Genomic DNA, 23,085 nt, shown 5'->3' on the forward strand with positions numbered 1-23,085 from the left:
GTCGGTCCCCGGTGGGACGTGCTGCGGACGCCGTGGTGTGGCGTCCGCCGCCGCTATTCGGCGCCCACGACGAGCAGGAGGTCTCCGCCCTGGACCTGGGCGGTGCCGTCGATCGCGATGCGGACGACCTTGCCTCCGGCGGGCGAGGTGATGGAGGCCTCCATCTTCATGGCCTCGATCGTTGCGACGGTCGCGCCGGCCTCGACGGTGTCGCCCACGCTCACGGTGGACGTGACCGCTCCGGCGAACGGCGCCGCGATGTGCCCCGCCTGCTGCGGGTCGGCCTTCTCCGCGGCCTTCACCGTGGACTCCACGTTGCGGTCCCGCACCGTGATGCTGCGCATCTGCCCGTTGAGCGTGCACATCACCTGGCGCATGCCCTTCTCGTCCGGGTCCGAGATGGCCTGCAGCGTCGCCAGCAGGCGCACGCCCTTGCCCAGGGAGATCACGTGCTCCGTGTGCTTCTCCAGGCCGTAGAGGTAGTCGCGGGTGTGGAGGGTCGAGATGTCGCCGAAGTCGGCGACGGACTTCTCGTAGTCCCGGGTCGGACCCGCGAACAGCAACCGGTTCAGCGTCCGGCGCCGGGTCTCCGAGTCCGCGCGCAGCGCCTCGGAATCCTCCACGGCAAGCTCCTCGACGCGGGTCCGCACGTTCCGGCCCTCCAGCGCCTTGGACCGGAACGGCTCGGGCCAGCCGCCCGGCGGGTCCCCGAGCTCGCCGGAGAGGAACTGGATGACGGACTCCGGGATGTCGAACGCCTGCGGGTTCGCCTCGAACTCGTCCGGGTCCACATTCATGCCCACCAACTGGAGGGCCAGGTCGCCCACGACCTTCGACGACGGCGTGACCTTCACCAGCCGCCCCAGGATCCGGTTCGCCGCGGTGTACATGTCCTCGATCGCCTCGAACCGCTCCCCCAGGCCCAGCGCGATGGCCTGCTGGCGGAGGTTGGAGAGCTGCCCCCCCGGGATCTCGTGCCGGTACACCCGCCCCGTCGGCCCGGCCAGGCCGGACTCGAACGGCGCGTACATCGCCCGCACGGACTCCCAGTAGGGCTCGAGCGCCGCGACCGCGTCCAGCGCGATCCCGGTGTCCCGCCCGGTGTGCGCCAGCGCCGCGACCAGGGCCGAGGACGAGGGCTGGGACGTGGTCCCGGCCATCGAGGCGATCGCGACGTCGACCGCGTCCACGCCGGCGTCGACCGCGGCCATCAGCGTCGCCAGCTGCCCGCCGGCGGTGTCGTGGGTGTGCAGGTGGACGGGGAGGTCGAAGCGCTCCCGCAGCGCGGTGACCAGCAGCTTCGCCGCGGCCGGGCGCAGCAGGCCCGCCATGTCCTTGATCGCCAGGATGTGCGCTCCGGCGTCCACGATCCGCTGCGCGAGGTCCAGGTAGTAGTCCAGGGTGTAGAGGTCCTCGGCGGGGTCCAGCAGGTTGCCGGTGTAGCAGAGGGCGACCTCGGCCACCGCGGTGCCGGTCGCGCGGACGGCCCTGATCGCCGGTTCCATCTGGGACACGTCGTTCAGCGCGTCGAAGATCCGGAAGATGTCGATGCCGGTCGCCGCGGCCTCGGCGACGAACGCGTCGGTGACCTCGGTCGGGTACGGGGTGTAGCCCACGGTGTTCCGCCCGCGCAGCAGCATCTGCAGCGGGATGTTCGGCAGCTCCGCGCGCAGCAGCGCGAGGCGCTTCCACGGGTCCTCGCCCAGGAACCGCAGCGCGACGTCGTACGTCGCCCCGCCCCAGACCTCCATGGAGAACAGCTGCGGCAGGGTGTGCGCGAACGCCGGGGCCGCGGCCAGCAGGTCCCGGGTGCGCACACGGGTGGCCAGCAGCGACTGGTGCGCGTCGCGGAACGTGGTGTCGGTGACCGCGACCGCGGTCTGCGCGCGCAGCGCGGCGGCGAAGCCCTCCGGCCCCTTCTCCAGGAGCACCTGGCGCCACCCGGCGGGCGGCTGGTGGGCGGAGGGACCGTCGAACGGGGACCGGAAGGGCTCCTCGGACTTGTCCCCGGGGTAGTAGGGCAGCTTCTCGCGCGGGTCCAGGCCCTCGCGGCGCTCACCGTTGGGGCGGTTGACCGTGACGTCCGCGAGGAAGGTCAGCGCCTTCGTGCCGCGGTCCTGGGACTTGTTACCCTCGAGCAGGTCCGGGCGGGAGTCGATGAAGTCCGTCGCGACGTCCCCGGCGACGAACTGCGGATCGTCCAGCACATTCATCAGGAACGGGATGTTCGTGGTCACGCCGCGCACCCGGAACTCGGCCAGCGCGCGCCGTGCGCGGCGCACAGCCATCTCGTAGTCGCGGCCGCGGCAGGTCAGCTTCACCAGCATCGAGTCGAAGTGGGGGGAGACCTCGGCGCCGGCGTAGATCGTGCCGCCGTCCAGCCGGACACCGGACCCGCCGGCCGAGCGGTACACGGTGATCGTGCCAACGTCGGGACGGAACCCGTTGGCCGGGTCCTCCGTGGTGATGCGGCATTGCAGGGCCGCGCCGCGGACCCGCAGGTCCTCCTGCCGGATCCCAAGGTCCTCCAGGGTCTCCCCGGCCGCGATGCGCATCTGCGCGGAGACCAGGTCGACGTCCGTGATCTCCTCGGTGACCGTGTGCTCGACCTGGATGCGCGGGTTCATCTCGATGAACACGTGCTGCCCGGCCCGCTCGCCCACCGTGTCCACGAGGAACTCGACCGTGCCGGCGTTCTGGTAGTTCAGGGCCTTCGCGAACTTCACCGCGTCGGCGAACAACGCCTGCCGGATCCCCTCGTCCAGGTTCGGCGCCGGCGCGATCTCGATGACCTTCTGGTGCCGGCGCTGCAGCGAGCAGTCGCGCTCGAAGAGGTGGACCACGTTGCCGGCGCCGTCGGCGAGGATCTGCACCTCGATGTGCCGAGGGCGCAGGACGGCCTGTTCCAGGAACACGGTCGGGTCCCCGAACGCGGTGCCCGCCTCGCGCATCGCCGAGCCCAACGCCTCGGGCAGGTCCGCCCGCGTGTCGACCCGGCGCATCCCGCGCCCGCCGCCGCCCGCGACGGCCTTCACGAAGATCGGGAACCCTATCTTGTCCGCCTCGCCGATCAGCCAGTCCACGTCCGCGGAGGGCTCCGAGGAGTTCAGCACCGGAACGCCCGCGGCCCGCGCGGCGCGCAGCGCCTCGACCTTGTTCCCCGCCAGCTCCAGCACCTCGGCCGGCGGCCCGACGAACGTGATGCCCGCGTCCCGCGCGGCCCGGGCCAGGTCCGGGTTTTCCGAGAGGAAGCCGTAGCCCGGGTAGATCGCGTCTGCGCCGGACTCCTTGGCCACCCGCACGATCTCCTCGACGTCCAGGTAGGCGCGGACCGGGTGGCCCTCCTCGCCGATCTGGTACGCCTCGTCCGCCTTCTGCCGGTGCATCGAGCCCCGGTCCTCATGCGGGAAAACGGCGACCGTCTTGGCGCCCAACTCGTAGCCTGCACGAAAAGCGCGAATCGCGATCTCGCCGCGATTGGCAACCAGAACCTTGGAAAACATGGTGCTCCTGGGAATGTCAACGTCAATGGAAGGCGCCGGGGCGCCCACAAATCGGGACGGCATCGTCGCCGGGCGGCCCCCGGGGGCCACCTTGAAAATCACACTACAGTGGCGGGGGCCACACCCAGAAACATTGCGCGGGAAGAACTCCCGCCCCGCGACACGCCGGACCGCCCCGCCGTTTGGGAGACCTATGATGGTCGGGGAGCAGAACAAGGGTTACACACAGAAGAGGTTGTGGTCGGGTCCGTGCAGGTTGTGAGCATCAGCAGTCTCAAAGGTGGCGTCGGAAAGACGTCCGTCACTCTGGGGCTGGCCTCCGCCGCCCTTGCCGCGGGACTGCCGACCCTGGTGGTGGACCTCGACCCGCACGCGGACGCCAGCACCGGGCTGGGCGTTCGGCTCAACGGCCGGCGCGACATCGGCCATCTGCTCAAGAATGCGCGCCGTGCGGACATCGAGCCGAATGCCGTCCCGAGCTCCTGGGTGGAGAAGGCCCCTGCCGATCCCGCGCGCGGCCGCGGGCCGGTCCTGGACGTGGCCGTCGGCGGAGCGTTCGCGGGCATCTACGACCGCCCTGACCTGCGCCTGCGCGAAATGCGCCGCCTCCGCACGCTGCTGGGGCGCACGTCCAAGTACTCGTTGGTCCTCATCGACTGCCCGCCTTCCTTGAACGGCCTGACACGCATGGCGTGGACCGCCAGCAACCGCGTGTTGCTCGTCGCGGAGCCCAGCCTCTTCTCCGTCGCGGGCACGGAGCGAAGCATGAGGGCACTCGAGCTGTTCCGCAGGGAGTTTGCCCCGGACCTCACCACGGCCGGGGTCGTCGCCAACCGCTACAGGTCGGCCTCCGCCGAGCAGCGCTTCAGGCTGGAGGAGATGCGCTCGATGTTCGGCTCCTCGCTCCTCTCCCCGATCATTCCGGACCAGGCCAACTGGCAGCAGATCCAGGGCGCCGCCTACTCGGTGCACCAGTGGCCCGGCGAGGCCGCGCGTCAGGGCGCCGCCCATTTCGACGAGCTCCTCCGCAATGTCACCGATTCCGGGGGCCTGCGCAGCCGCGTCTCGCGCGCTTCGCGCTAGGGGCGGCACACAACGGAGGGCGTCTTCGAAGGGAAGCCGCCCGCCGTTGTGTGTTTCGGGGCGCCGTTCGGGGGTGCCCGCGTGCCGGCCGCGCTAGCTGGCGGACTTCTTGGCTGCCCGCCGCTGGCCCAGTTCGTCCTCGGGGAACTCCTCGGCGGCATGCTCGCTGGGGAGGGCGGACAGGCTGCCCTCGACCTCGCGCCAGACGCGTCCGACGGCGATGCCGAACACTCCCTGGCCGCCCTGGACGAGATCGATAACCTCGTCGGCGGACGTGCATTCGTAGACCGACGCGCCGTCGCTCATCAGCGTGATCTGGGCGAGGTCCTCGACGCCGCGCTCCCGCAGGTGGCTGACGGCCGTGCGGATTTGCTGGAGCGACACGCCGGTGTCCAGCAGACGCTTGACGACCTTGAGGACCAGAATGTCCCGGAAACTGTAGAGGCGCTGGGTGCCGGAACCGGAGGCGCCGCGCACCGCGGGCTCAACCAAGCCGGTCCGGGCCCAGTAGTCGAGTTGACGGTAGGTGATTCCTGCCGCCTTGCATACGATCGGGCCGCGGTAGCCGGCGTCTTCGTCGAGGACCGGCAGGTCCTCGGAGAACAGCAGGCCCTGCGAGGCACCGTTGCCCGCTGCCCTCGTGCCGTTGCCCGACGATCCGCGGTGATCACCTGTGGGACTCACGTCGAACCCTCCTTGTCTAGTGCTCCCCGAGGGGAAAAGGCCCGCTGGGGTCGGAGTCGAAGGCGGGCGGACGGATCCACCCAATGTTCCGCTCGGACGACAAGCCAGGCAATGGGAAACCTATGCTTCGACGGTACGGCGAGCGGGCCGCAAGGTCAAAGACCTTCAAGCTTAACTTGAGGGCGTGTCGCTAGGGCTCGAAGTCCTCCGGTTCGACGTCCGCAAGAAACTCGCGGAACTCGCGCAGTTCGGCCTCTTCCCCCTCGCTCGACGTGCCGTCGTCGCTCACGAGGACACCCGCCTCGACCAGCACCTCGTCCGCGCAGGTCAGGGGGCACCCGACGCGCAGGGCGATCGCAACGGCGTCCGAGGCGCGGGAGTCGACCTCGACCCCGCCATCGAAAACCAGGCGCGCGTAAAAGACGGTGTCCTGCACGGACACCAGGCGCGCCTCGACCAGTGTGCGGTTCAGCGCGCCGATCACCGAGGCCAAGAGGTCGTGGGTCATCGGCCGCGGGGTCTCGATCCCCTGCTGGGCCATCGCGATCGCCGAAGCCTCCGGCGCGCCGATCCAGATCGGCAGGTGGCGCGGGCCGTCGGCCTCCTTCAGGAGAACCAACGGCTGGTTGGACGGCAGTTCGATGCGAACCCCGACTACCTCAAGTTCCCGCATGGCTCTCCCCTTCCGTTCCCTAGTGATCCAGCCTTGCGATGGCTCCGTTGACCAGTGCGCTGTGCAAGGCCAGGCAGGCGTCGCTGATTTCGCGTGCCGTCTCCGCGGCGCGGGCCCGGGAGGAGACGTCCCGCCGGGTCGTCAACGGCGCGACGGCGCGTTCGACCAGCCCGAGCTCCCGGTCCGCGGCCACCCTGAACGCCCGAAGGTGCCGGGGTTCGATCCCGTGGCCAGCGAGCTTGGCGCTGGCGGTCGCGATGCGGACGGCATGCTCGTCGAAGCGCTGGTTCTCTTCGGCGATGATCCCGTACGCCAACAGTTCCTCGATCAGCTCGGCGGATGCGCCGGTCGCCCCCTGCAGTTCGGCGCGGGTGAGCGGACGCCGCCGGCCGGCGAGCTCGCTGGCCATCTGCTCCGTGACGCTGCGCGGCGCAAGCGTGATTCCGCCGGGCAGCTGCTCGGGGCGCTCGCCGCGGTCCACCGCGTCGAGGTAGTCCTTGATGACCTTGAGCGGCAGATACTGGTCGCGTTGCAGGGCCAGGATGAAGCGCAGGCGGTCGATGTCCCCGGCGGTGTATTTTCGGTAGCCGGCGGCCGTCCGCTGTGGCGTGATCAGACCCTTTTCCTCGAGGAAGCGGATCTTGGACGCGGTGGTCTGCGGGTAGTCGGCCGACAGCTCCGCCAGGACCTCCCCGATGTTCAGGACCGAGGAGCGCGGTGAAGCGCCGCCCGCTTCGGCGGTGCGCCGGGCGTGTGCGGTGGTGGCCACTGGCGTAGCCGTCAGTCTTGCCGTGCGGCGGCGGTCGGGCGGGTGCCGGCGTAGAACGTTAGGCGGAACTTGCCGATCTGGACCTCGGAACCGGTGCGCAGGCCAACGGCGTCGACGCGGTCGTGATTCACGTACGTGCCGTTCAGGCTGCCCGCGTCCACCACCTCGAAACCGCCGTCGGTCCGCCGGAACTCGGCGTGCTTGCGGGACACCGTGACATCGTCGAGGAAGATGTCCGCCTCGGGGTGGCGCCCCGCCGTCGTGCGCTCGGAGTCCAACAGGAACCTCGCACCCCGATTGGGGCCGGAATGGGCGATCAGGAGTGCGGAGCCCTCGGGAAGGGCGGCGACGGCCGCGCGCTCCTCGGGCGCCAGCGGGGTGTCGCCGATGGGGCCCTCGGCGAGCGGAGGCAGGCTGATGCTCGTGGTCTCCGCGACCGATTCCCCGCGACCGGGCCTGGTGTCGCTCAGGCCGTTTTCCCCTGCCATGTGGTGTCCTCCCTGATTTGCGTCAACAACTTTAGCCAAAGGACCCGGTCGGCGCCGCCTAGCGCCCCGAGTCGTCCTTTCATCCAGCCTAGCCTACCTTTCGGACGGAATCGTCGGCCGTCAGGACGCTGTTGGCAACGCCGCCCAAGTAAACGGATGACCCGGCGGTGCCACGCCAGACCCGCCGTGCCGCGCCACCTGCGTTTTGAAAGTATAGGCTCCGGAACTCCCCGGGCTTAAGGCCTGGGGGGACGACTAAGGGGTCCGGGGAATCTTGCGATTCCCCGGACCCCTTCGGTGTGGTCGGGCTAGCGGGATTCGAACCCACGACCTCCTGACCCCCAGTCAGGCGCGCTACCAAGCTGCGCCATAGCCCGAGGTTTTCCGCAGCCGTTCTCCCACTCGTTTCCAAACGGGTCCGTCTGCGAAAAGCTCCTTGGATACTCTACCCCAGATTTGGGACTACTTTTGACGCCCCCGCTTTTCGCGCACGCGCATGCTGACCTCGATCGGTGTTCCCTCGAACCCGAAGGTCTCCCGGAGGCGGCGCGTGATGAACCGGCGGTAGCCCGGGTCGAGGAATCCGGTGGTGAAGAGAACAAAGCGTGGCGGCCTCGCGGACGCCTGCGTGCCGAAGAGGATCCGGGGCTGCTTGCCGCCGCGGACCGGGTGCGGATGCGCGGCCACAAGCTCGCCCAGGAACGCGTTGAGCTTGCCCGTGGGAATGCGCTTGTCCCAGGACTCCAGCGCGGTGTCCAGGGCCGGCACCAGCTTTTCCTTGTGCCAGCCGGTCTTGGCCGAGATGTTGACGCGAGGCGCCCAGTCGACGTGCGCCAGGTCCTGCTCGATCTCGCGCTCGAGGTAGCGGCGACGCTCGTCGTCCAAGAGGTCCCACTTGTTGAACGCCAACACCAGCGAACGCCCCGACTCGATAGTCATCTGGAGGATGCGAACGTCCTGTTCGCTGAGGACCTCGTCCACCGCAAGCAGCACGACGGCAACCTCCGCCTTGTCCAGGGCGCTCTGGGTGCGCAGCGACGCGTAGTAGTCCGAACCGTGCGCCATGTGCTGGCGGCGACGGATGCCGGCCGTGTCCACAAACCTCCACGTGCGGCCGCCAAGCTCCACGAGCTCGTCGACGGGGTCGCGCGTAGTCCCGGCCGTGTTGTCCACAACCACGCGCTCGCTGCCCGCGAGTTTGTTCAGCAGGGAGGACTTTCCGACGTTCGGGCGCCCGATAAGCGCCACGCGGCGGGGGCCGCCGCGCGGAATGAGGCCCTCGTTGGCCGAGAACTCCGGGAGCTTCTTGACGATGTCGTCGAGAAGGTCCGCGGTGCCGCGCCCGTGCAGCGCGGACACGGGGTAGGGCTGGCCGAAGCCGAGGCCCCACAGGGAGGCGGAGTCCGCCTCCTGGGAGATGTCGTCGACCTTGTTGGCGACCAGGAATACCGGCTTCTTCATGCGGCGGAGCATCCGAACGACGCCCTCATCGGTCGCCGTGGCGCCGACGGCGGAGTCCACCACGAAGACGATGGCGTCCGCCATCTCCGCGGCGATCTCGGCCTGCTCCGCGACGCGGGCGTGGAGGCCCTTGGCGTCGTGTTCCCAGCCGCCCGTGTCGACGAGCGTGAAGTCGCGTCCGCCCCACTCGGCGGAGTAGGTGACACGGTCGCGGGTCACCCCTGGAACGTCCTCGACGACCGCCTCGCGGCGGCCGATGATGCGGTTGACCAGCGTTGACTTGCCGACGTTGGGACGCCCGATGATGGCCAAGACCGGCGGGATCCGGTCGTCCTCCTCGTCGAATGAGTCGTCCTCCGCGTGGGCGAGGAGGGCTGCGTCCTCGTCGTCGAGATCGTAGTCGTCGAGGCCCGCGCGCAACGACGCGGCGCGCAATTCCGCGTCCTCGTCGGAGATGTGCTGGAGCTTCTCGGCGATGTGGTCCTCGCCCGAGGGGACGTAGTCGTCGCCGTCGCCCGGGTAGGCGGCGCTATCGGTCATGGTGAGGGGTTTCCTTTGTTTGCCGCCCCCGCTGGACACGAAGGCACCTTCTATTTTCGCATGTCTTGGGCAGGCGTGGTTCTACGCCTGCCCGGACCGCCCCGAAACGATGTCGAGGACGGCCTGCACGGTCTGCTCGAAATCGAGCTCGGAGGAGTCGAGCGTGACCACGCCGTCGGCCGCGGTGGTGAAGTTGGTGACGGTCGCGTCCTTGGCGTCGCGCGTCAGCACCTGGCGGTGCAGTTGGGTGGACGACTGCGTGCCGCCCAGCTGGATCCCGCGCCGGCGGAGCCGCGCCTCTTCGCTTGCGGTGAGCAGGATCCTCGCCTGCGCGTCCGGTGCGACGACGGTGGTGATGTCCCGGCCCTCGGCAACAACGCGGGGGTGCGCGGCGATCAGTTCGCGCTGCCGACGGACCAGTTCCGCACGGGCCTGCAGGTTGGTGGCGACCGCGGAGACGGCCTCGGTGACAAACGGTTCGCGGATCAGCGTGGTGACGTCTGTCCCGTGGATGCGGATCTCTTCGACGCCCGGGTCCGTGCTGATGGACAGGTCGGCGGCGCGGACCGCGGCGGCGACCGCGTCGGCGTCGGAGAGATCGGTCCCGGCATCGAGGCAGTGCCACGTCACGGCCCGGTACATGGCACCCGTGTCCAGGTACGCGGCACCGAGGCGGCGCGCCGCCTCCTTGGAGACGGAGGACTTGCCACTGCCGGAGGGGCCGTCGATTGCGACCACGAGCTGCTTCACTTACTGCACCACTTTCCATTGACGTTCGGTGAGGGCGGAGACCAGCTCCTGGCTCCGTCCGGGGAGGACCGACACCTCGACCATGCCGACCTGGTGTCCGGAGGAGTGCTCCATGCGGAGGTCCTCGACGTTGACCCCGGCGTCGCCGACGTCCGCGAGCAACCGGGCGATCTGCCCGGGCTTGTCGTCCACGAGGACGGTCACGACGGCGAAGGCCTGGGGCGGCGCGCCATGCTTGCCAGGAATGCGGGCCTGACCGGCGTTCCCCTCCCCCATCAGCTCGGCGAGGTCGAGCAGGGCCCCGGGCGCGCCCGGGTGTTCGAGCGTGTTGATGAGCCGGTTGAGGTCCTCGCGCAGGCCGTGGAGGATCGGGACCAGCTGCGGGGCGTTGTGGCTGAGGATCTGGATCCAGAGCCGCGGGTCCGAGGCGGCGATGCGGGTGGTGTCCCGCAGCCCGTTGCCGGCCAGTGCCAGGGCGTGCGCCGGGGCGTTGAGCAACCTGGAGGCCAGCAGCGACGAGGCCACCTGCGGGAAGTGGGAGATCAGGGCCACCGCGGCGTCGTGCTCGGCGGCGTCCATGCGGCTGACCGTCGCTCCGAGGTCCATGGCCAGCGACTCGGCCGCCAGCAGGCTCTGGTGGCTGCTCGTGGCGTGGGCGCAGATGACCCAGGGCATGGCCGTGAACAATTCCCCGCGCGCGGCGGCCGGCCCGGATTTCTCCCGTCCGGCCATCGGATGTGTGCCCACGTAGCGGTCGAGGTCGCCCGGATTCAGCGACTTGTCGGCGCGGAGGCTCTCAAGGATCGACGACTTGACGCTCGCGATGTCCACGACGGTCGCGTTCGGGTACACGCGCAGCGCGCCCGCGACGACCGACGCCGTCACGTCCGGCGGCGCCGCGACCACCACAAGGTCCGGCGCGCCGCGTAGCCCCGGGCCCAGAACGGTTCCCGCGCCGATGTCCTGTGCCACGGACTGCGCGGTGGGCGACGGGTCCGAGAGAAGCACGTCGATCCCGCGGCGGCTGAGCCCCAACCCGATGCTGGCGCCAAGCAGGCCGGTGCCGAGGACCAGCACGCGACCCGTCAGGTGCGTTGCTGCCACCGGCTACATTCCCACCGCGGCGAGCAGGTGCCCGACCTCTTGCTTGCCCAGCGGACGGATGGTGCCCTGCTTCTGGTCGCCCAGGCGAATGGGTCCCATCTGGACCCGGACGAGGCGCTTGACGGGGTGTCCGACGGCGTCGAACAGGCGGCGCACAACGCGGTTCCGGCCCGAGTGCAGGATGACCTCGACGAGGACCTTGCCGGGCGTGGAGTCCACGAGCTTGAACGAATCGACGTTGGCCCACCCGTCCTCGAGCTGGATGCCGTCCTTCATCTTGGCGCCGATCCCCTGCGCCATGGGGCCGGGAACCTGGACCAGGTAGGTCTTGGGGATCTCGTAGGAGGGATGCGTGAGACGGTTGGCCAGCTCGCCGTCGTTCGTGAGGAGGAGGAGGCCCTCCGTGTTCACGTCCAGGCGTCCGACGTGGAACAGCCGCTCGCCCCGCTTTTTGACGTAGTCGGAGATGCAGCGTCGACCCTCGGGGTCGTCCATCGTGGAGACCACACCGCGGGGCTTGTTGAAGACGAAGTACTTCAGCGTGTCGTTGAGCTGCACGTGCATGCCGTCGACGTGGATGCTGACCGTCGTCGGATCGACGCGCATGCCGAGCTCGGTGACTATTTCGCCGTCGACCTCGACGCGGCCGGCGGCGATCATGTCCTCGCTGACGCGGCGCGAGGCGACGCCGGCGTTGGCCAGCACCTTCTGCAGGCGCACGCCGTCCTGCTCGTCCGCGTCCTCCCGGGGCCTCGGCGCCGGCTTCGACGTCGGACGCTTGCGCGGCACGGGGCCGAGGTTGCGGCCGAAGCGTTCGTTGCCGAAGGGACGCGGTCCCTTCGAGGGGTAGGCGCCGCCCTGCTTCGCGCCGGACTTCCCGGCCCCGGCCTTGCCGGCACCCGCCGGCTTGCCCTTGGCGCCGCCCCGGGGCGCGCCCTTGCCGCCCTCGGAGGGCGCCCCGAAGGAGCCGCCCTGCCTGTCGTCGCGGCGCGGTCCGCCGGCGCGTCCGGAAGACGCGGGGCCTTGCCCGCGCCCCGAGCCTTGCGAGGGGCCCTGGCGGCGTTCGTCGCCTCGGCCTGCGCCGGAACGGGATCCCTGGGTCATGTCATGTCCTTCAATGCTGCGTAGTTTGGTGTGCCTAGAACCCGTGGTCCCCGAACTCGTCGAGGTGCTCGATTCCGGGCAGGTGCGGTGAGAGCTTCGGCAGCTCCGAAACGCTACCTATACCCAATCTTTCCAGAAAATACGACGTGGTCTGGTACAAGAGTGCCCCAGTCTCCGGATCCGTGGATGCTTCCTCCACCAAACCACGCACCGTGAGCGTCCGAACCACCGAGTCGACGTTGACTCCGCGGATCGCCGCGATCCGGGCTCTGGACACGGGTTGGCGGTACGCCACGACCGCGAGGGTCTCCAGCGCGGCCTGGGTCAGGCGGGCGGTTTGGCCGTCGAGGACAAACCGGGACACAAAGGGAGCAAAATCACGTCGCGAAAAGATCCTGAACCCCCCGGCGACCTCGCGCAGCTCGAATCCGCGGCCGTTTTCGTAGTCGGCGCGCAGTGCGGCGAGCAACCCGTTCACGCGGTCGACCTCCAGTCCGAGCACCGACGCCAGTCTCTCCGGGGTGACGGGCTCGTCGACAACCATAAGAACGGCCTCCACCGCGGCCCGCGCCCCGCCGGGGAGCGCGTCCGGGTCGGGCAGTCCGTTGTCTTCCCCGTCCGGGGCGCCGCGTTCGTTGCGGGGTACGCCGACGCGTTGCTTGCTCATGCTTCTCCTTCCGGCTGGTGTTCGGCCTGGTCGATGGGGGCGTCGCGCGGTCCGGTGTCCGCGTCGTATTCTTCCCGCAGCAGCCCGGCATCCCAGTCGGAGCCGTGGGCGCTCCACCTGACGACCAGTTCGCCGAGGGGTGCCGCCTGCTCAAAGGCCAACACCTGATCGCGGAACATCTCCAGGAGCGCCAGGAAGCGGGCCACCACCACCTGGGTGGATTCGGCGTCGGCGACGAGGGACCGGAAACTACGCTGCCCGCCGGACTTCAGCAGGACCGCCAGGTACTCCGCCTGCTCCCGCACGCTGACCGTGGGCGCGTGCAGGTGCGACAGCCCCACTTGCGTCTCCGGCGCCTGCCTGGGAGCCAGCGCCTTGCGGGCCAGGCCCGCGAAATCCTCGAGGCTCGTCTTCCACAGCAACTCCGGCAGAAGCGCAGAGAACTGCGGCTCGAGTTGCACCTGGCGGGGAAAGCGCTCCGCCTCGTTCTCCAGCCGCTCTGACAGTTCCCCGGCGACAACCTTGAACGCCTTGTACTGGAGGAGCCGCGCGAAGAGAAGGTCCCGCGCCTCCAGGAGCGCGATGTCCTCGTCCGAATCGACCTCGCCGGAGGGCAACAGCCGCGCGGCCTTGAGGTCCAGCAGCGTGGACGCGATCACGAGGAACTGCGTGGTCTCGTCGAGCGCCTTGTCGCCGCCGCGCTGGCGGACCTCTCGGATATAAGCGATGAACTCGTCGGTGACGCCGGCGAGCGACACCTCAGTGATGTCCATCCGGTGCTTGGAGATAAGCCCCAGAAGGAGGTCGAAGGGTCCGGAGAAATTCGCCAGCTTGACGGCGAACCCGGTGGTTTCGGGCGGCGCGGTGTCCGCCCCGCCCGGCGTCATTACGGGGCGCCGCCGCGGCTAATGAGTTCGCGCGCCAGGTTGCGGTAGGCCTCGGCGCCGGGGTGGTTGGTTGCGTAGCTCGTGATCGGTTCGGCCGCGACGTTGGCGTCCGCGAACTTGATGGTCCGCTTGATGACCGTCTCGAACACCTTGTCGCCGAAGGCCTCGAGGAGGCGCCCGACAACCTCGCGGCTGTGCAGGGTGCGCGCGTCGTACATGGTCGCGAGGACGCCGTCGATCTGCAGGGCAGGGTTGAGCCGGTCCTGGACCTTTTCGATGGTCTCCACCAGCAGCGCCACGGCGCGGAGCGCGAAGAACTCCGCGGTGAGGGGAATGATGACGCCGTGAGCCGCGGTCAGCGCGTTGACGGTCAGCAGTCCCAAGGAAGGCTGGCAGTCGATGAGGATGATGTCGTAGTCGTCGGCGACCTTGCGCAGGGCGCGGTCCAGGACCTGCTCGCGCGCCACCTCGTTCACCAGCTGGACCTCGGCGGCGGACAGGTCGATGTTCGCCGGCAGAAGGTCGACATTGTCGACGTCGGTGTCCATGATGGCGTCGCGGATGTCCGTCTTCCGGTCCATCAGGACGTTGTAGACGGTCGTGTCGAGCTCGTGCGGGTTCGTTCCAAAGCCGGCGCTGAGGGCGCCCTGCGGATCGAAGTCCACCAGGAGCACCTTGCGGCCGAATTCAGCGAGCGCAGCGGCCAGGTTGATGGTCGACGTCGTTTTGCCGACGCCGCCCTTCTGGTTCACCATGGCGATGACGCGCGCGGGGCCATGCCCCTCTAGCGGCGGCGGTTCGGGGAAGGTGGTGAGGGGGCGCCCTGTGGGTCCCATCGCCGGGGGCTCCTTCAGCAGACCTGCCGTCCGGGTGCCCGAACCCTGTTCCTCGCTCACGGTATGAACCACGCTTCCGATCGTTTGATTCCGGTTGATGCCTACCCCATAGGCTATCCCCCGCGGGGCCGACCCGTTGGACACGCCGGGGTCGACGGCGAGCCTTTACCTTGAAGCTGAAGTGGAGGGTTGCCGACAGAAAAGCCGGCCGCCACACCGTGGGTGTGGCGGCCGGCTTTGCGTGGCGGACGCGTCGCCTAGTGCGCTTCCGGGTGCAGCGACAATTCGTCGAAGGGCCGCTCCCCCGCGAGGACCGCGCGGGCCTGCTCGTTGTCGATCTCCTTGGTCCAGGTTCCGATGAGCAGCGTCGCGACGGCGTTGCCCGTGAAGTTGGTCAGCGCACGGGCCTCCGACATGAACTTGTCGATGCCGACGATGACTCCCATGCCGTCCAGCAGTTCCGGGCGGTGCGCCTGAAGGCCGGCGGCGAGCGTCGCAAGCCCCGCGCCGGTGACGCCGGCGGCACCCTTGGAGGCGATGATCATAAAGACCAGCAGGCCGATCTGCTCACCCAGGGTCATGGGCATGCCCATGGCTGTGGAGACGAACAGCGAGGCCATGGTCAGGTAGATGGCGGTGCCGTCCAGGTTGAACGAGTAGCCGGTGGGTACGGTGATGCCGACGACCGGCTTAGAGACGCCGACATGCTCCATCTTGGCGATCAGGCGCGGAAGCGCGGACTCGGAGGACGAGGTCGAGAAGATGAGCAGGTACTCGCGGGCCAGGTAGCGCAGCAGCGAGAAGATGTTCAGCCCGGTCACCATCTTCAGCAGTCCGCCCAGGATGATCACGATGAACAGTGCGCACGTCGCGTAGAACGCGCCCATCAGGATGGCCATGGAGCCGATGGCGGCCCATCCGGTGGCGCCGACGACGGCGGCGATCGCGCCGAAGGCGCCGATCGGCGCGGCCCACATGATCATCATCATGATGCGGAAGACAACGCCCTGGATGTGGCGGATCCCGTTGAGCACGGGCTCTCCGGACTTGCCCATGGACTGCAGCGCGAAGCCGACGAACAGGGCCAGGACCAGGGTGGGCAGGACCGGAATGTCACCGGGGATCAGTTCCAGCAGGAACTTGACGGTGGCGTTCTCCTCGTCGCCCGCGGCGCCCTCGTAGGGCTTGAGCTGCAGGCCGGAACCCGGGTGGATCAGGTTGCCGACGACCAGGCCGATCGCGAGTGCGAACGTCGACATGGTGATGAAGTACAGGAGGGCCAGGCCGCCGACCTTGCCGACCGTGGCCGCCTTGGCGATGGAGCCGATGCCCAACACGATGGTGCAGAAGATGATGGGGGCGATGATCATCTTGATCAGGGCCACGAATCCGGTTCCGAGCGGCTTCAGCGCCTTGCCGAGCTCGGGGAACACCAGGCCGATCGTCGCGCCGAGGATCACGGCCGCGATCACCATGATGTAGAGCCAGTGGGTGCGGTCCTTCTTGGGCGCGGGGCCCTGGCCTTCCGGCGTGCCGCCGGGCTGCCCTTCGAGGTGGGTTGGCGTCGTTGCCATGGGTGCTCCTAGGTATTGTGGTTGTTACGTCTATGACCATGGTGCGCCGACAGTGACCAGCATCACCCCTTGAGTTCATACTGTTCACGCCCGGGTCGCCGGGGGCGGCGTCGAAGGGAGGACCATGGGCACGGACACCCAGAACGCGCCGCCGCCTGCCGGGGGCGGGCGGCAGGGCCGGGCGTCCGGCGCCGCGAGCCTGGCCACCCGACTGTTCGTGTGGCAGCTTGTCCTGATTGCGGCGGTTGCGGCGGCGGTGAGCGTCTTCAGCTACCGCAGCGCCGAGGCGCAGGCCAGGGACTTTGCCGCGGACCGCGTCCTGAGCATTGCGGCGACGCTGGCCAACGACCCCTTCGTGGTGGAGGCCGTGCAGGGGGTGGACCCGTCGGCCGCACTCCAGCCGTACGCGCGCCAGCTCCACGAGGAGGCCTCCGTGGACTTCGTGACCGTCATGGACACGGACCGCACCAGGTACACCCATCCGACGCCGGAGCAGATCGGTCAGGACTACATCGGCAGCATCGCGCAGGCCCTCGCCGGCCAGACGTTCGTCGAGGAGTACGCGGGCACCCTGGGACCCTCCGTCCGGGCCATCGCCCCCATCCGCGGCGACGATGGCCGGATCACGGCCATGGTGTCCGTCGGCGTGACCATGCGGACGCTGGGGATCAGCCAATCGGCGGGCATCCCGGCGATCCTCGGAGTTGCCGGCGCCGCAATCGCCCTCGGCGGCATCGCGGCCTACGTGCTCAGCCGCTACCTGCGCCGCGTCACGCTCGGCTACGGTCCCGAGGAGCTGCGGCGGCTCTTCGCCTACTACGATTCGGCGCTGCACTCCCTCCGCGAGGGATTGGTCCTGGTCGACGGCTCCGGCCGCCTGGTGCTCTACAACGATCACGCGGCGGACCTGCTGGGCCTCCCGCCGGCCGGCGCGCTCAAGCCGCTTCCGGTCGCGCAGCTGGGCCTGTCCGACTCCGTCAGCGACCTGTTCGAGAGCGGGCGGCGCGCGACGGACGAGATTCATCTGACCAACGACCGCGTCCTGGTCATCAGCCAGGCGCGCGCCTCCGAGCCCAACGGCGCAGGCCCGGGCCGGCGTGCGGCGCCGGGAACGGCGAGGCGGCGGGCGCTGGGAGGACGGCTCGACAACCTCGGCGGCAGGTCCGAACCGCGCAGCCCCGGCACGGTGGCGACGCTGCGCGACCACACCGAGATCCAGGCGCTGACCGGAGAGCTGGAGACCATGAAGACGCTGACGGAGGCGCTGCGCGCGCAGACCCACGAGCATGCCAACCGCCTGCACACCGTCGCGTCGCTCATCGAGTTGGGCCGCGAGCGCGAGGCCCTCGACTTCGCCGTTCACGACCGCCAGGAATCCCAACGCCTGACGGACGATGTGGTGCAGGCCATCGACGAGCCGTTCCTGACGGCGCTGCTCGTGGGCAAAGCGGCCCAGGCGAACGAGCGCGGCATCACCCTCACCCTCTCCGCCAGCGGCGCGCTTCCACGGGATTCGCTCGACGCGCGCGACCTGGTGACGATCACCGGGAACCTCCTCGACAACGCCTTCGACGCGGCAACGAGCTCCGAGGCGCGCCGTGTATGGGCAGACTTTTCCGTCGTGGACTCCGACGTCGTCATCTCCGTGGCCGACTCCGGTCCCGGCATCGATCCCGACCACCTCGAGGACTTTATGCGCATGGGCGCCTCCACCAAACCGGCCTCGGCCACCGCGGGGGGGCGCGGCCTGGGCCTGGCGCTCGTCCGGCAGGCCGTCGCCCGGCTGGGCGGCTCCCTGGAGGTGGACAACGACGCCGGGGCGATCTTCACGGTCACACTCCCCCTGCGGAGCGGGTCGGCCGCCTTCGGCCGGCGGGGAACGCCCGTGCGCGGCGGTGGTCACGATGAGTGAGGCGGCCCGCGTCCTGCGTGTCCTGGTCGCCGACGACGAACCGATCACCGCGGCCGCCCACGCCGACTACGTGCGCCGCGTGGAGGGGTTCCAGGTCTCGGCCGTGGCCCACACGGGCGCGGAGATCCTCTCGATGCTGGAATCCGCCGCGGCCGCGGGAGCCCCGGTCGACCTGCTCCTGCTTGATATGAACCTTCCGGACCTGCACGGCCTCGACGTGGCCCGCCGCATCCGGGGGCGGGGCAACACGGTGGACATCATCGCGATCACCGCCGTGCGGGACCTTGGCGTGGTGAGGACGGCCATAGCAGCCGGGATCACGCAGTATTTGATCAAGCCCTTCACCTTCGCGGCCTTCCGCGACAAGCTCGAGAACTACCGCGGCTTCCGCCTGAACCTCGCCGGCCCCCACGCGGCGACCCAGGCGTCGATAGACAACGCGTTCGCCGCTCTGCGCACCACCGGGCCGGCGAGCCTGCCGAAGGGAATGCTCGAGGAGACGCTCTCGGCCATCGCCGCCAGCCTGCGCGGATCCGACAAGGCGCTCTCCGCCACCGAGGTCGCGGAGGCCCTGGAAATTTCGCGCGTTACGGCGCGCCGCTACCTCGAGCACCTCGACGGCCAGGGAATGGCCGCCAAGGCGCCCCGTCACGGCACGCGGGGCAGGCCCGAGTACGAGTATCGGTGGAAGGGTTGACCGCCAGCCTCCGCGCCGGCGGGGCTAGGGCCTCAGGAACGGGATGAGGTCGTCGATGACGCTCGGGTCCTCGATGGTTGCCGGCACCGCGTAGGCGGACCCGTCGGCGATCTGCCGCATGGTCTTGCGGAGGATCTTGCCCGAGCGGGTCTTGGGCAGCGCCTCCACCACGCGCACCTGGCGGAAGTCCGCCACCGGCCCGATTCTTTGGCGCACCATGGCGACCAGTTCGGCGCTGAGGGACTCCTCCGTGGCGTCCACCCCGTCCTTCAGCACGACAAAACCGCGGGGTATCTGCCCCTTGAGCTCGTCCGCCACACCGATCACCGCGCATTCGGCGACGGCCGGGTGCGCACCCAGCACCTGCTCCATCGCCCCGGTGGAGAGCCTGTGTCCCGAGACGTTGATGACGTCGTCGGTCCGTCCCATGACGTACAAGTAGCCTTCCTCGTCGATCCGCCCGGAGTCGCCCGTGGCGTAGTACCCGGGGAATTGCTCGAGGTAGGAGGCGATGTAGCGTTCGTCGTTGCCCCACAGTGTGGTCAGCGTGCCCGGAGGCAGCGGCAGGCGGATGGCGATGTTGCCCTCTTCACCCGGCGGCAAGGGCTCGCCAAGCGCGTCGAGGATGCGGACGTCGTAGCCGGGAACGGGAAACGACGGCGATCCCGCCTTGAGTGGCAGCTGCTCGAGACCCCAGGGGCTGGACGCGATCGGCCACCCCGTCTCCGTCTGCCACCAGTTGTCGATGACCGGAACACCTAAAACGCGGGAAGCCCACTGGTAGGTGTCGGGGTCCAGCCGCTCGCCCGCGACGAACAGCGCGCGAAGGGATGCGATGTTGTGGTCGGCCAGCAATGCCGCCTCGGGGTCCGCCTTGCGGATGGCGCGGAGCGCCGTGGGCGCGGTGAACATCACCTTGACGCGGTGGTCCTCGACCAGTCGCCAGAATGCGCCGGCGTCGGGCGTTCCAACGGGCTTGCCCTCGTAGAGGACCGTGGTGGCCCCGGCAATCAAGGGACCGTAGACGATGTATGAATGACCCACCACCCATCCGACGTCGGATGCCGTCAACATGGTGTCGCCGGCCCGCACCCCGTAGATGTTCTCCATCGACCAGCCCATCGCCACGGCATATCCGCCGGTGTCCCGGACCACGCCCTTCGGGGATCCGGTCGTCCCCGAGGTGTAGAGGATGTAGAGGGGATGCGTTGCGGCGACATCGACCGGGGCCGCGGGCCGCGCGGAGCGGGCGAGATCCTCCCAGTCGTGCCACGCGGTCGCGGCGGGCGGCGAAGTCGTGGGGCTTCCGGCGGACGCCTGCCCGCCGCGGTAGTCGGACAGTTGTGCGGAGAAGCCGTCGCGGTGCTGCACCACCACGTGCGGGACGGTGTGCGAGGCGACGTCGAGCGCCTCGGCGACGGCGGGCAGGTATTCGACGCGTCGCGACGGCTCCACCCCACCGGTGGCCGTAACGAGGGCGGAGGGCTTCGCGTCGTCGATGCGGGCGGCCAGCTCTCGGGCGGCGAAGCCTCCAAACACCACCGAGTGGACTGCGCCGATGCGCGCGCAGGCGAGCATGGCGACAACGGCTTGGGGAATCATCGGCAGATACACCAAGACCCGGTCCCCCGCCGAGACCCCGAGCCCGTCAAGGACGCCGGCGAAACGCTCGACCTCCCCGAGCAGTTCGGAGTACGTGTACGTGCGACGAATACCGAGGACCGCCGAATCGTAGACGAGCGCCGCCCGGTCGCCGGCACCCGCGGCCACGTGCCGGTCCAGCGCGTTGACGCTGAGGTTGAGCCGTCCGTCCGGCAGCCAGCCGTAGAGGGGCGCCCTTGAGCCGTCCAAACCGGTGGTCGGTGGAACCGTCCACTCGATGCGGGACGCGGCCTTCAGCCAGAACCCTGCCGGGTCCCCCACGCTCGCGGCGTGGGTGGCTGCGTAGGTGGCATGCGGTGGGGTGGTGGACGGCATCGGAACTCCCTTGTTCGTCGCGTTGGCTCGGCCGCGGCGGCGATGGGCCGCCCCGTTTGACCTGCCACGACACTATGGCGTGGGTCACGGGCAATCAACCCTTATGTATACACAAAACGAACCTTCGCGCCCGACAGGCCGATTATTGCGACAAGCGGCCGCCACTGGGGAGGGTTGTGTATACAATGACTTCATGAGGGCAAGTGACAAGGCGTACAGCGAGCTGCGCAGGGACATCGTGGAGTGGCGCCTGCCTCCGGGCACCGTCCTGGGCGAGGTGGAACAGGCCGAACGCCTCGGAGTGTCCCGAACGCCGCTCCGCGAGGCGCTGTCCCGGCTGGCCGCCGACGGACTGGCCGTTCAGCAGCGCGGCCGCGGCGCCGTCGTCTCCGACGTGTCCCTGGAACACGTCGACGACCTGTTCGCACTGCGCCGCGCGCTCGAGGTGGAGTCGGCGCGCATCGCCTCCCGGTCCGGATCCCGGGCCCAATTCGCCGAACTGGCGCTGCGGTTCTCGACCGCCGCGGGCGTGCCCGGCGGGGCGGGCGGGGCGGGCGGGGACGCCCTCGGCGAGGACTACTACCGCCTCGCCTCCGAACTGGACGCCGCGATCGACGCCGCCGTCCGCAACCCGTACCTCGAGCAGGCGCTCCGCGGGCTTCGCGTCCATCTGGCGCGCGTGCGGCGCCTTGCCCGGGACGACCCCCCGCGGCTTCGCGCGTCCGCCGCGGAGCATGCCGCGATCGCGCGCGCGATCGCGGCGGGCGACTCTGACCTGGCCGCCGCCGCGACCATGCTCCATCTCCAACACAGTCTCGACCACATCACATCCCATGCATCATCGAGAGAGGACTCCCCATGATCAACCACACCGTCCGCGTGTACCGCTCGGAGGAAAACCTTCCCCGCGAGGACCAGCTGGCCCACAAGATCGCCACCGTGGCGGCCGACCCCGTCGAGGTCACGGCGGAGGTGACGGACATGGTCATCAACCGCGTCATCGACAACGCCTCCGTGGCCATCGCCTCGCTCAACCGCGGCCCGATCGTTGCCGCCCGCGCCCAGGCGCTCGCGCACGCCCCCAGCACGGGCGGCGCGGGCGCCTCGGTGTTCGGCATCGAGGACAAGGTCTCCCCGGAGTGGGCGGCCTGGGCCAACGGGGTCGCCGTTCGCGAACTGGACTACCACGACACTTTCCTGGCGGCCGAGTACTCCCACCCGGGAGACAACATTCCGCCGATCCTCGCCGTGGCGCAGCACGTGGGCGCCTCCGGCAAGGACCTCGTCCGCGGCATCGCGACCGGCTACGAGATCCAGGTCGACCTGGTCAAGGCCATCTGCCTGCACAAGCACAAGATCGACCACGTGGCGCACCTCGGCCCCTCCGCCGCGGCCGGCATCGGGACCCTCCTGGGGCTCGACGTCGAGACCATTTTCCAGTCAGTCGGACAGGGGCTGCACACGACCACGGCCACCCGCCAGTCCCGCAAGGGCGAAATCTCCACCTGGAAGGCGCACGCGCCCGCCTTCGCCGGGAAGATGGCCGTCGAGGCCGCGGATCGCGCCATGCGGGGCCAGACGTCCCCCGTCCCGATCTACGAGGGCGAGGACGGCGTCATCGCATGGATGCTGGACGGGCCGGACGCACGCTACGAAGTGCCGCTGCCCGAGGCGGGCGAGCCCAAGCGGGCCATCATGGACACCTACACCAAGGAGCACTCGGCCGAGTACCAGGCGCAGGCGTGGATCGACCTCGCGCGCAAGCTCAACCGCGAACATCCGGAGGCCGCCGACGCCGCCAACGTCGAATCGGTCCTGATCAGGACCAGCCACCACACGCACCACGTCATCGGCTCCGGCGCCAACGACCCGCAGAAGTACGATCCGACGGCCTCGCGGGAGACCCTGGACCACTCCATCCCGTACATCTTCACGGTGGCGCTGCAGGACGGCGCGTGGCACCACGTGGACTCCTACGCGCCGGAACGGGCCGGCCGGCCGGACACGGTCGAGCTGTGGCACAAGGTGACCACGGAGGAGGATCCGGAATGGACCCGCCGGTACCACTCGCTGGACATCAACGAGAAGGCCTTCGGCGGTTCCGTGGCCATCACGCTGAAGGACGGCACGGTGGTCACCGACGAGATCGCGGTGGCCGACGCGCACCCGCTAGGTGCCCGCCCGTTCGCCCGCGAACAGTACATCGGCAAGTTCCGCACGCTCGCCGCCGGCCTGGTCGCGGACGACGAGATCGACCGCTTCATCGCCGCGGCCGAGAACCTGCCGAACCTGGCCGCAGGGGACCTCGGCCAGCTCAACATCACCGCCGCCCCCGGCGTCATCGACCTCGCAGCCGCACCGAAGGGACTGTTCTAG

General features: G+C 69.5%; 19 protein-coding genes and 1 tRNA gene. 5 read left to right on the forward strand and 15 right to left on the reverse strand.

Features of this window, described 5'->3' with window-relative positions; translation table 11 throughout:
- Positions 1 to 53: 53 nt before the first annotated feature.
- Positions 54 to 3,503 carry a pyruvate carboxylase gene (locus AC3ZJJ_RS08625; protein WP_489895467.1) on the reverse strand — a complete coding sequence of 1,150 codons (3,450 nt, stop codon included), beginning with the start codon at positions 3,501 to 3,503 and terminating at the stop codon, positions 54 to 56.
- A gap of 249 nt (positions 3,504 to 3,752) precedes the next feature.
- On the opposite strand from AC3ZJJ_RS08625, the gene AC3ZJJ_RS08630 reads away from it, so the two are divergent.
- Positions 3,753 to 4,586: a ParA family protein gene (locus tag AC3ZJJ_RS08630; protein ID WP_489895468.1), complete on the forward strand. Its 834-nt coding sequence runs from the start codon at positions 3,753 to 3,755 to the stop codon at positions 4,584 to 4,586.
- A 93-nt stretch (positions 4,587 to 4,679) separates the two neighbouring features.
- On the opposite strand, the gene AC3ZJJ_RS08635 is transcribed toward AC3ZJJ_RS08630, so the two are convergent.
- From AC3ZJJ_RS08635 to AC3ZJJ_RS08695, 13 genes are all read right to left on the reverse strand, one after another.
- Entirely contained in the window at positions 4,680 to 5,270 is a 591-nt protein-coding gene (locus tag AC3ZJJ_RS08635; RefSeq protein WP_489895470.1) for a MerR family transcriptional regulator, read from the reverse strand.
- 190 nt (positions 5,271 to 5,460) lie between these two features.
- Positions 5,461 to 5,943, reverse strand: coding sequence for a bifunctional nuclease family protein (locus tag AC3ZJJ_RS08640; protein WP_489895472.1), 483 nt, complete (start codon positions 5,941 to 5,943; stop codon positions 5,461 to 5,463).
- A gap of 19 nt (positions 5,944 to 5,962) precedes the next feature.
- Positions 5,963 to 6,646: a transcriptional regulator FtsR gene (ftsR, locus tag AC3ZJJ_RS08645; protein ID WP_489895761.1), complete on the reverse strand. Its 684-nt coding sequence runs from the start codon at positions 6,644 to 6,646 to the stop codon at positions 5,963 to 5,965.
- Positions 6,647 to 6,723: 77 nt separating this feature from the next.
- Positions 6,724 to 7,200, reverse strand: a complete 477-nt coding sequence (locus AC3ZJJ_RS08650) for an FHA domain-containing protein (RefSeq protein WP_489895474.1) — start codon at positions 7,198 to 7,200, stop codon at positions 6,724 to 6,726.
- A gap of 300 nt (positions 7,201 to 7,500) precedes the next feature.
- Positions 7,501 to 7,577, reverse strand: a tRNA-Pro gene (locus AC3ZJJ_RS08655).
- A gap of 85 nt (positions 7,578 to 7,662) precedes the next feature.
- Positions 7,663 to 9,201 carry a ribosome biogenesis GTPase Der gene (der, locus tag AC3ZJJ_RS08660; protein ID WP_489895476.1) on the reverse strand — a complete coding sequence of 513 codons (1,539 nt, stop codon included), beginning with the start codon at positions 9,199 to 9,201 and terminating at the stop codon, positions 7,663 to 7,665.
- Positions 9,202 to 9,282: 81 nt separating this feature from the next.
- A complete protein-coding gene (gene cmk / locus AC3ZJJ_RS08665; protein WP_489895478.1) occupies positions 9,283 to 9,951 on the reverse strand; it encodes a (d)CMP kinase in 669 nt (222 codons plus the stop codon).
- Positions 9,952 to 11,055 carry a prephenate dehydrogenase gene (locus AC3ZJJ_RS08670; RefSeq protein ID WP_489895480.1) on the reverse strand — a complete coding sequence of 368 codons (1,104 nt, stop codon included), beginning with the start codon at positions 11,053 to 11,055 and terminating at the stop codon, positions 9,952 to 9,954. It abuts the gene before it with no gap.
- Positions 11,056 to 11,058: 3 nt separating this feature from the next.
- Positions 11,059 to 12,159 (reverse strand): pseudouridine synthase, encoded by a 1,101-nt coding sequence (locus tag AC3ZJJ_RS08675; protein ID WP_489895482.1) that lies wholly within the window; start codon positions 12,157 to 12,159, stop codon positions 11,059 to 11,061.
- A 34-nt stretch (positions 12,160 to 12,193) separates the two neighbouring features.
- Positions 12,194 to 12,826: an SMC-Scp complex subunit ScpB gene (gene scpB / locus AC3ZJJ_RS08680; RefSeq protein ID WP_489895484.1), complete on the reverse strand. Its 633-nt coding sequence runs from the start codon at positions 12,824 to 12,826 to the stop codon at positions 12,194 to 12,196.
- Positions 12,823 to 13,713 carry a segregation and condensation protein A gene (locus AC3ZJJ_RS08685; protein ID WP_489895486.1) on the reverse strand — a complete coding sequence of 297 codons (891 nt, stop codon included), beginning with the start codon at positions 13,711 to 13,713 and terminating at the stop codon, positions 12,823 to 12,825. Before AC3ZJJ_RS08685 ends, scpB begins: the two co-directional genes overlap by 4 nt.
- Entirely contained in the window at positions 13,713 to 14,609 is an 897-nt protein-coding gene (locus tag AC3ZJJ_RS08690; RefSeq protein WP_489895488.1) for a ParA family protein, read from the reverse strand. The genes AC3ZJJ_RS08685 and AC3ZJJ_RS08690 overlap by 1 nt, the downstream gene beginning before the upstream one ends.
- 197 nt (positions 14,610 to 14,806) lie before the next feature.
- On the reverse strand, positions 14,807 to 16,123 hold the full coding sequence (locus tag AC3ZJJ_RS08695) for a cation:dicarboxylate symporter family transporter (RefSeq protein WP_489895490.1): 1,317 nt from the start codon (positions 16,121 to 16,123) through the stop codon (positions 14,807 to 14,809).
- Between the two features lie 124 nt (positions 16,124 to 16,247).
- Between AC3ZJJ_RS08695 and AC3ZJJ_RS08700 the strand changes: the two genes are divergently transcribed.
- Both AC3ZJJ_RS08700 and AC3ZJJ_RS08705 read left to right on the forward strand, forming a co-directional pair.
- Positions 16,248 to 18,035 (forward strand): sensor histidine kinase, encoded by a 1,788-nt coding sequence (locus tag AC3ZJJ_RS08700; RefSeq protein WP_489895492.1) that lies wholly within the window; start codon positions 16,248 to 16,250, stop codon positions 18,033 to 18,035.
- Positions 18,028 to 18,732, forward strand: coding sequence for a response regulator (locus AC3ZJJ_RS08705; RefSeq protein ID WP_489895494.1), 705 nt, complete (start codon positions 18,028 to 18,030; stop codon positions 18,730 to 18,732). The genes AC3ZJJ_RS08700 and AC3ZJJ_RS08705 overlap by 8 nt, the downstream gene beginning before the upstream one ends.
- Before the next feature lie 24 nt (positions 18,733 to 18,756).
- Here the strand turns inward: AC3ZJJ_RS08705 and AC3ZJJ_RS08710 are convergent, their stop codons facing one another.
- Positions 18,757 to 20,709, reverse strand: a complete 1,953-nt coding sequence (locus AC3ZJJ_RS08710) for an AMP-binding protein (protein ID WP_489895496.1) — start codon at positions 20,707 to 20,709, stop codon at positions 18,757 to 18,759.
- A 193-nt stretch (positions 20,710 to 20,902) separates the two neighbouring features.
- Between AC3ZJJ_RS08710 and AC3ZJJ_RS08715 the strand changes: the two genes are divergently transcribed.
- Together AC3ZJJ_RS08715 and AC3ZJJ_RS08720 are read left to right on the forward strand one after the other, a co-directional pair.
- A complete protein-coding gene (locus tag AC3ZJJ_RS08715; RefSeq protein WP_489895498.1) occupies positions 20,903 to 21,571 on the forward strand; it encodes a GntR family transcriptional regulator in 669 nt (222 codons plus the stop codon).
- Positions 21,568 to 23,085, forward strand: coding sequence for an MmgE/PrpD family protein (locus AC3ZJJ_RS08720; RefSeq protein WP_489895500.1), 1,518 nt, complete (start codon positions 21,568 to 21,570; stop codon positions 23,083 to 23,085). The genes AC3ZJJ_RS08715 and AC3ZJJ_RS08720 overlap by 4 nt, the downstream gene beginning before the upstream one ends.

The sequence above is a fragment of the Arthrobacter sp. AOP29-A2-19 genome (genome assembly GCF_058138025.1).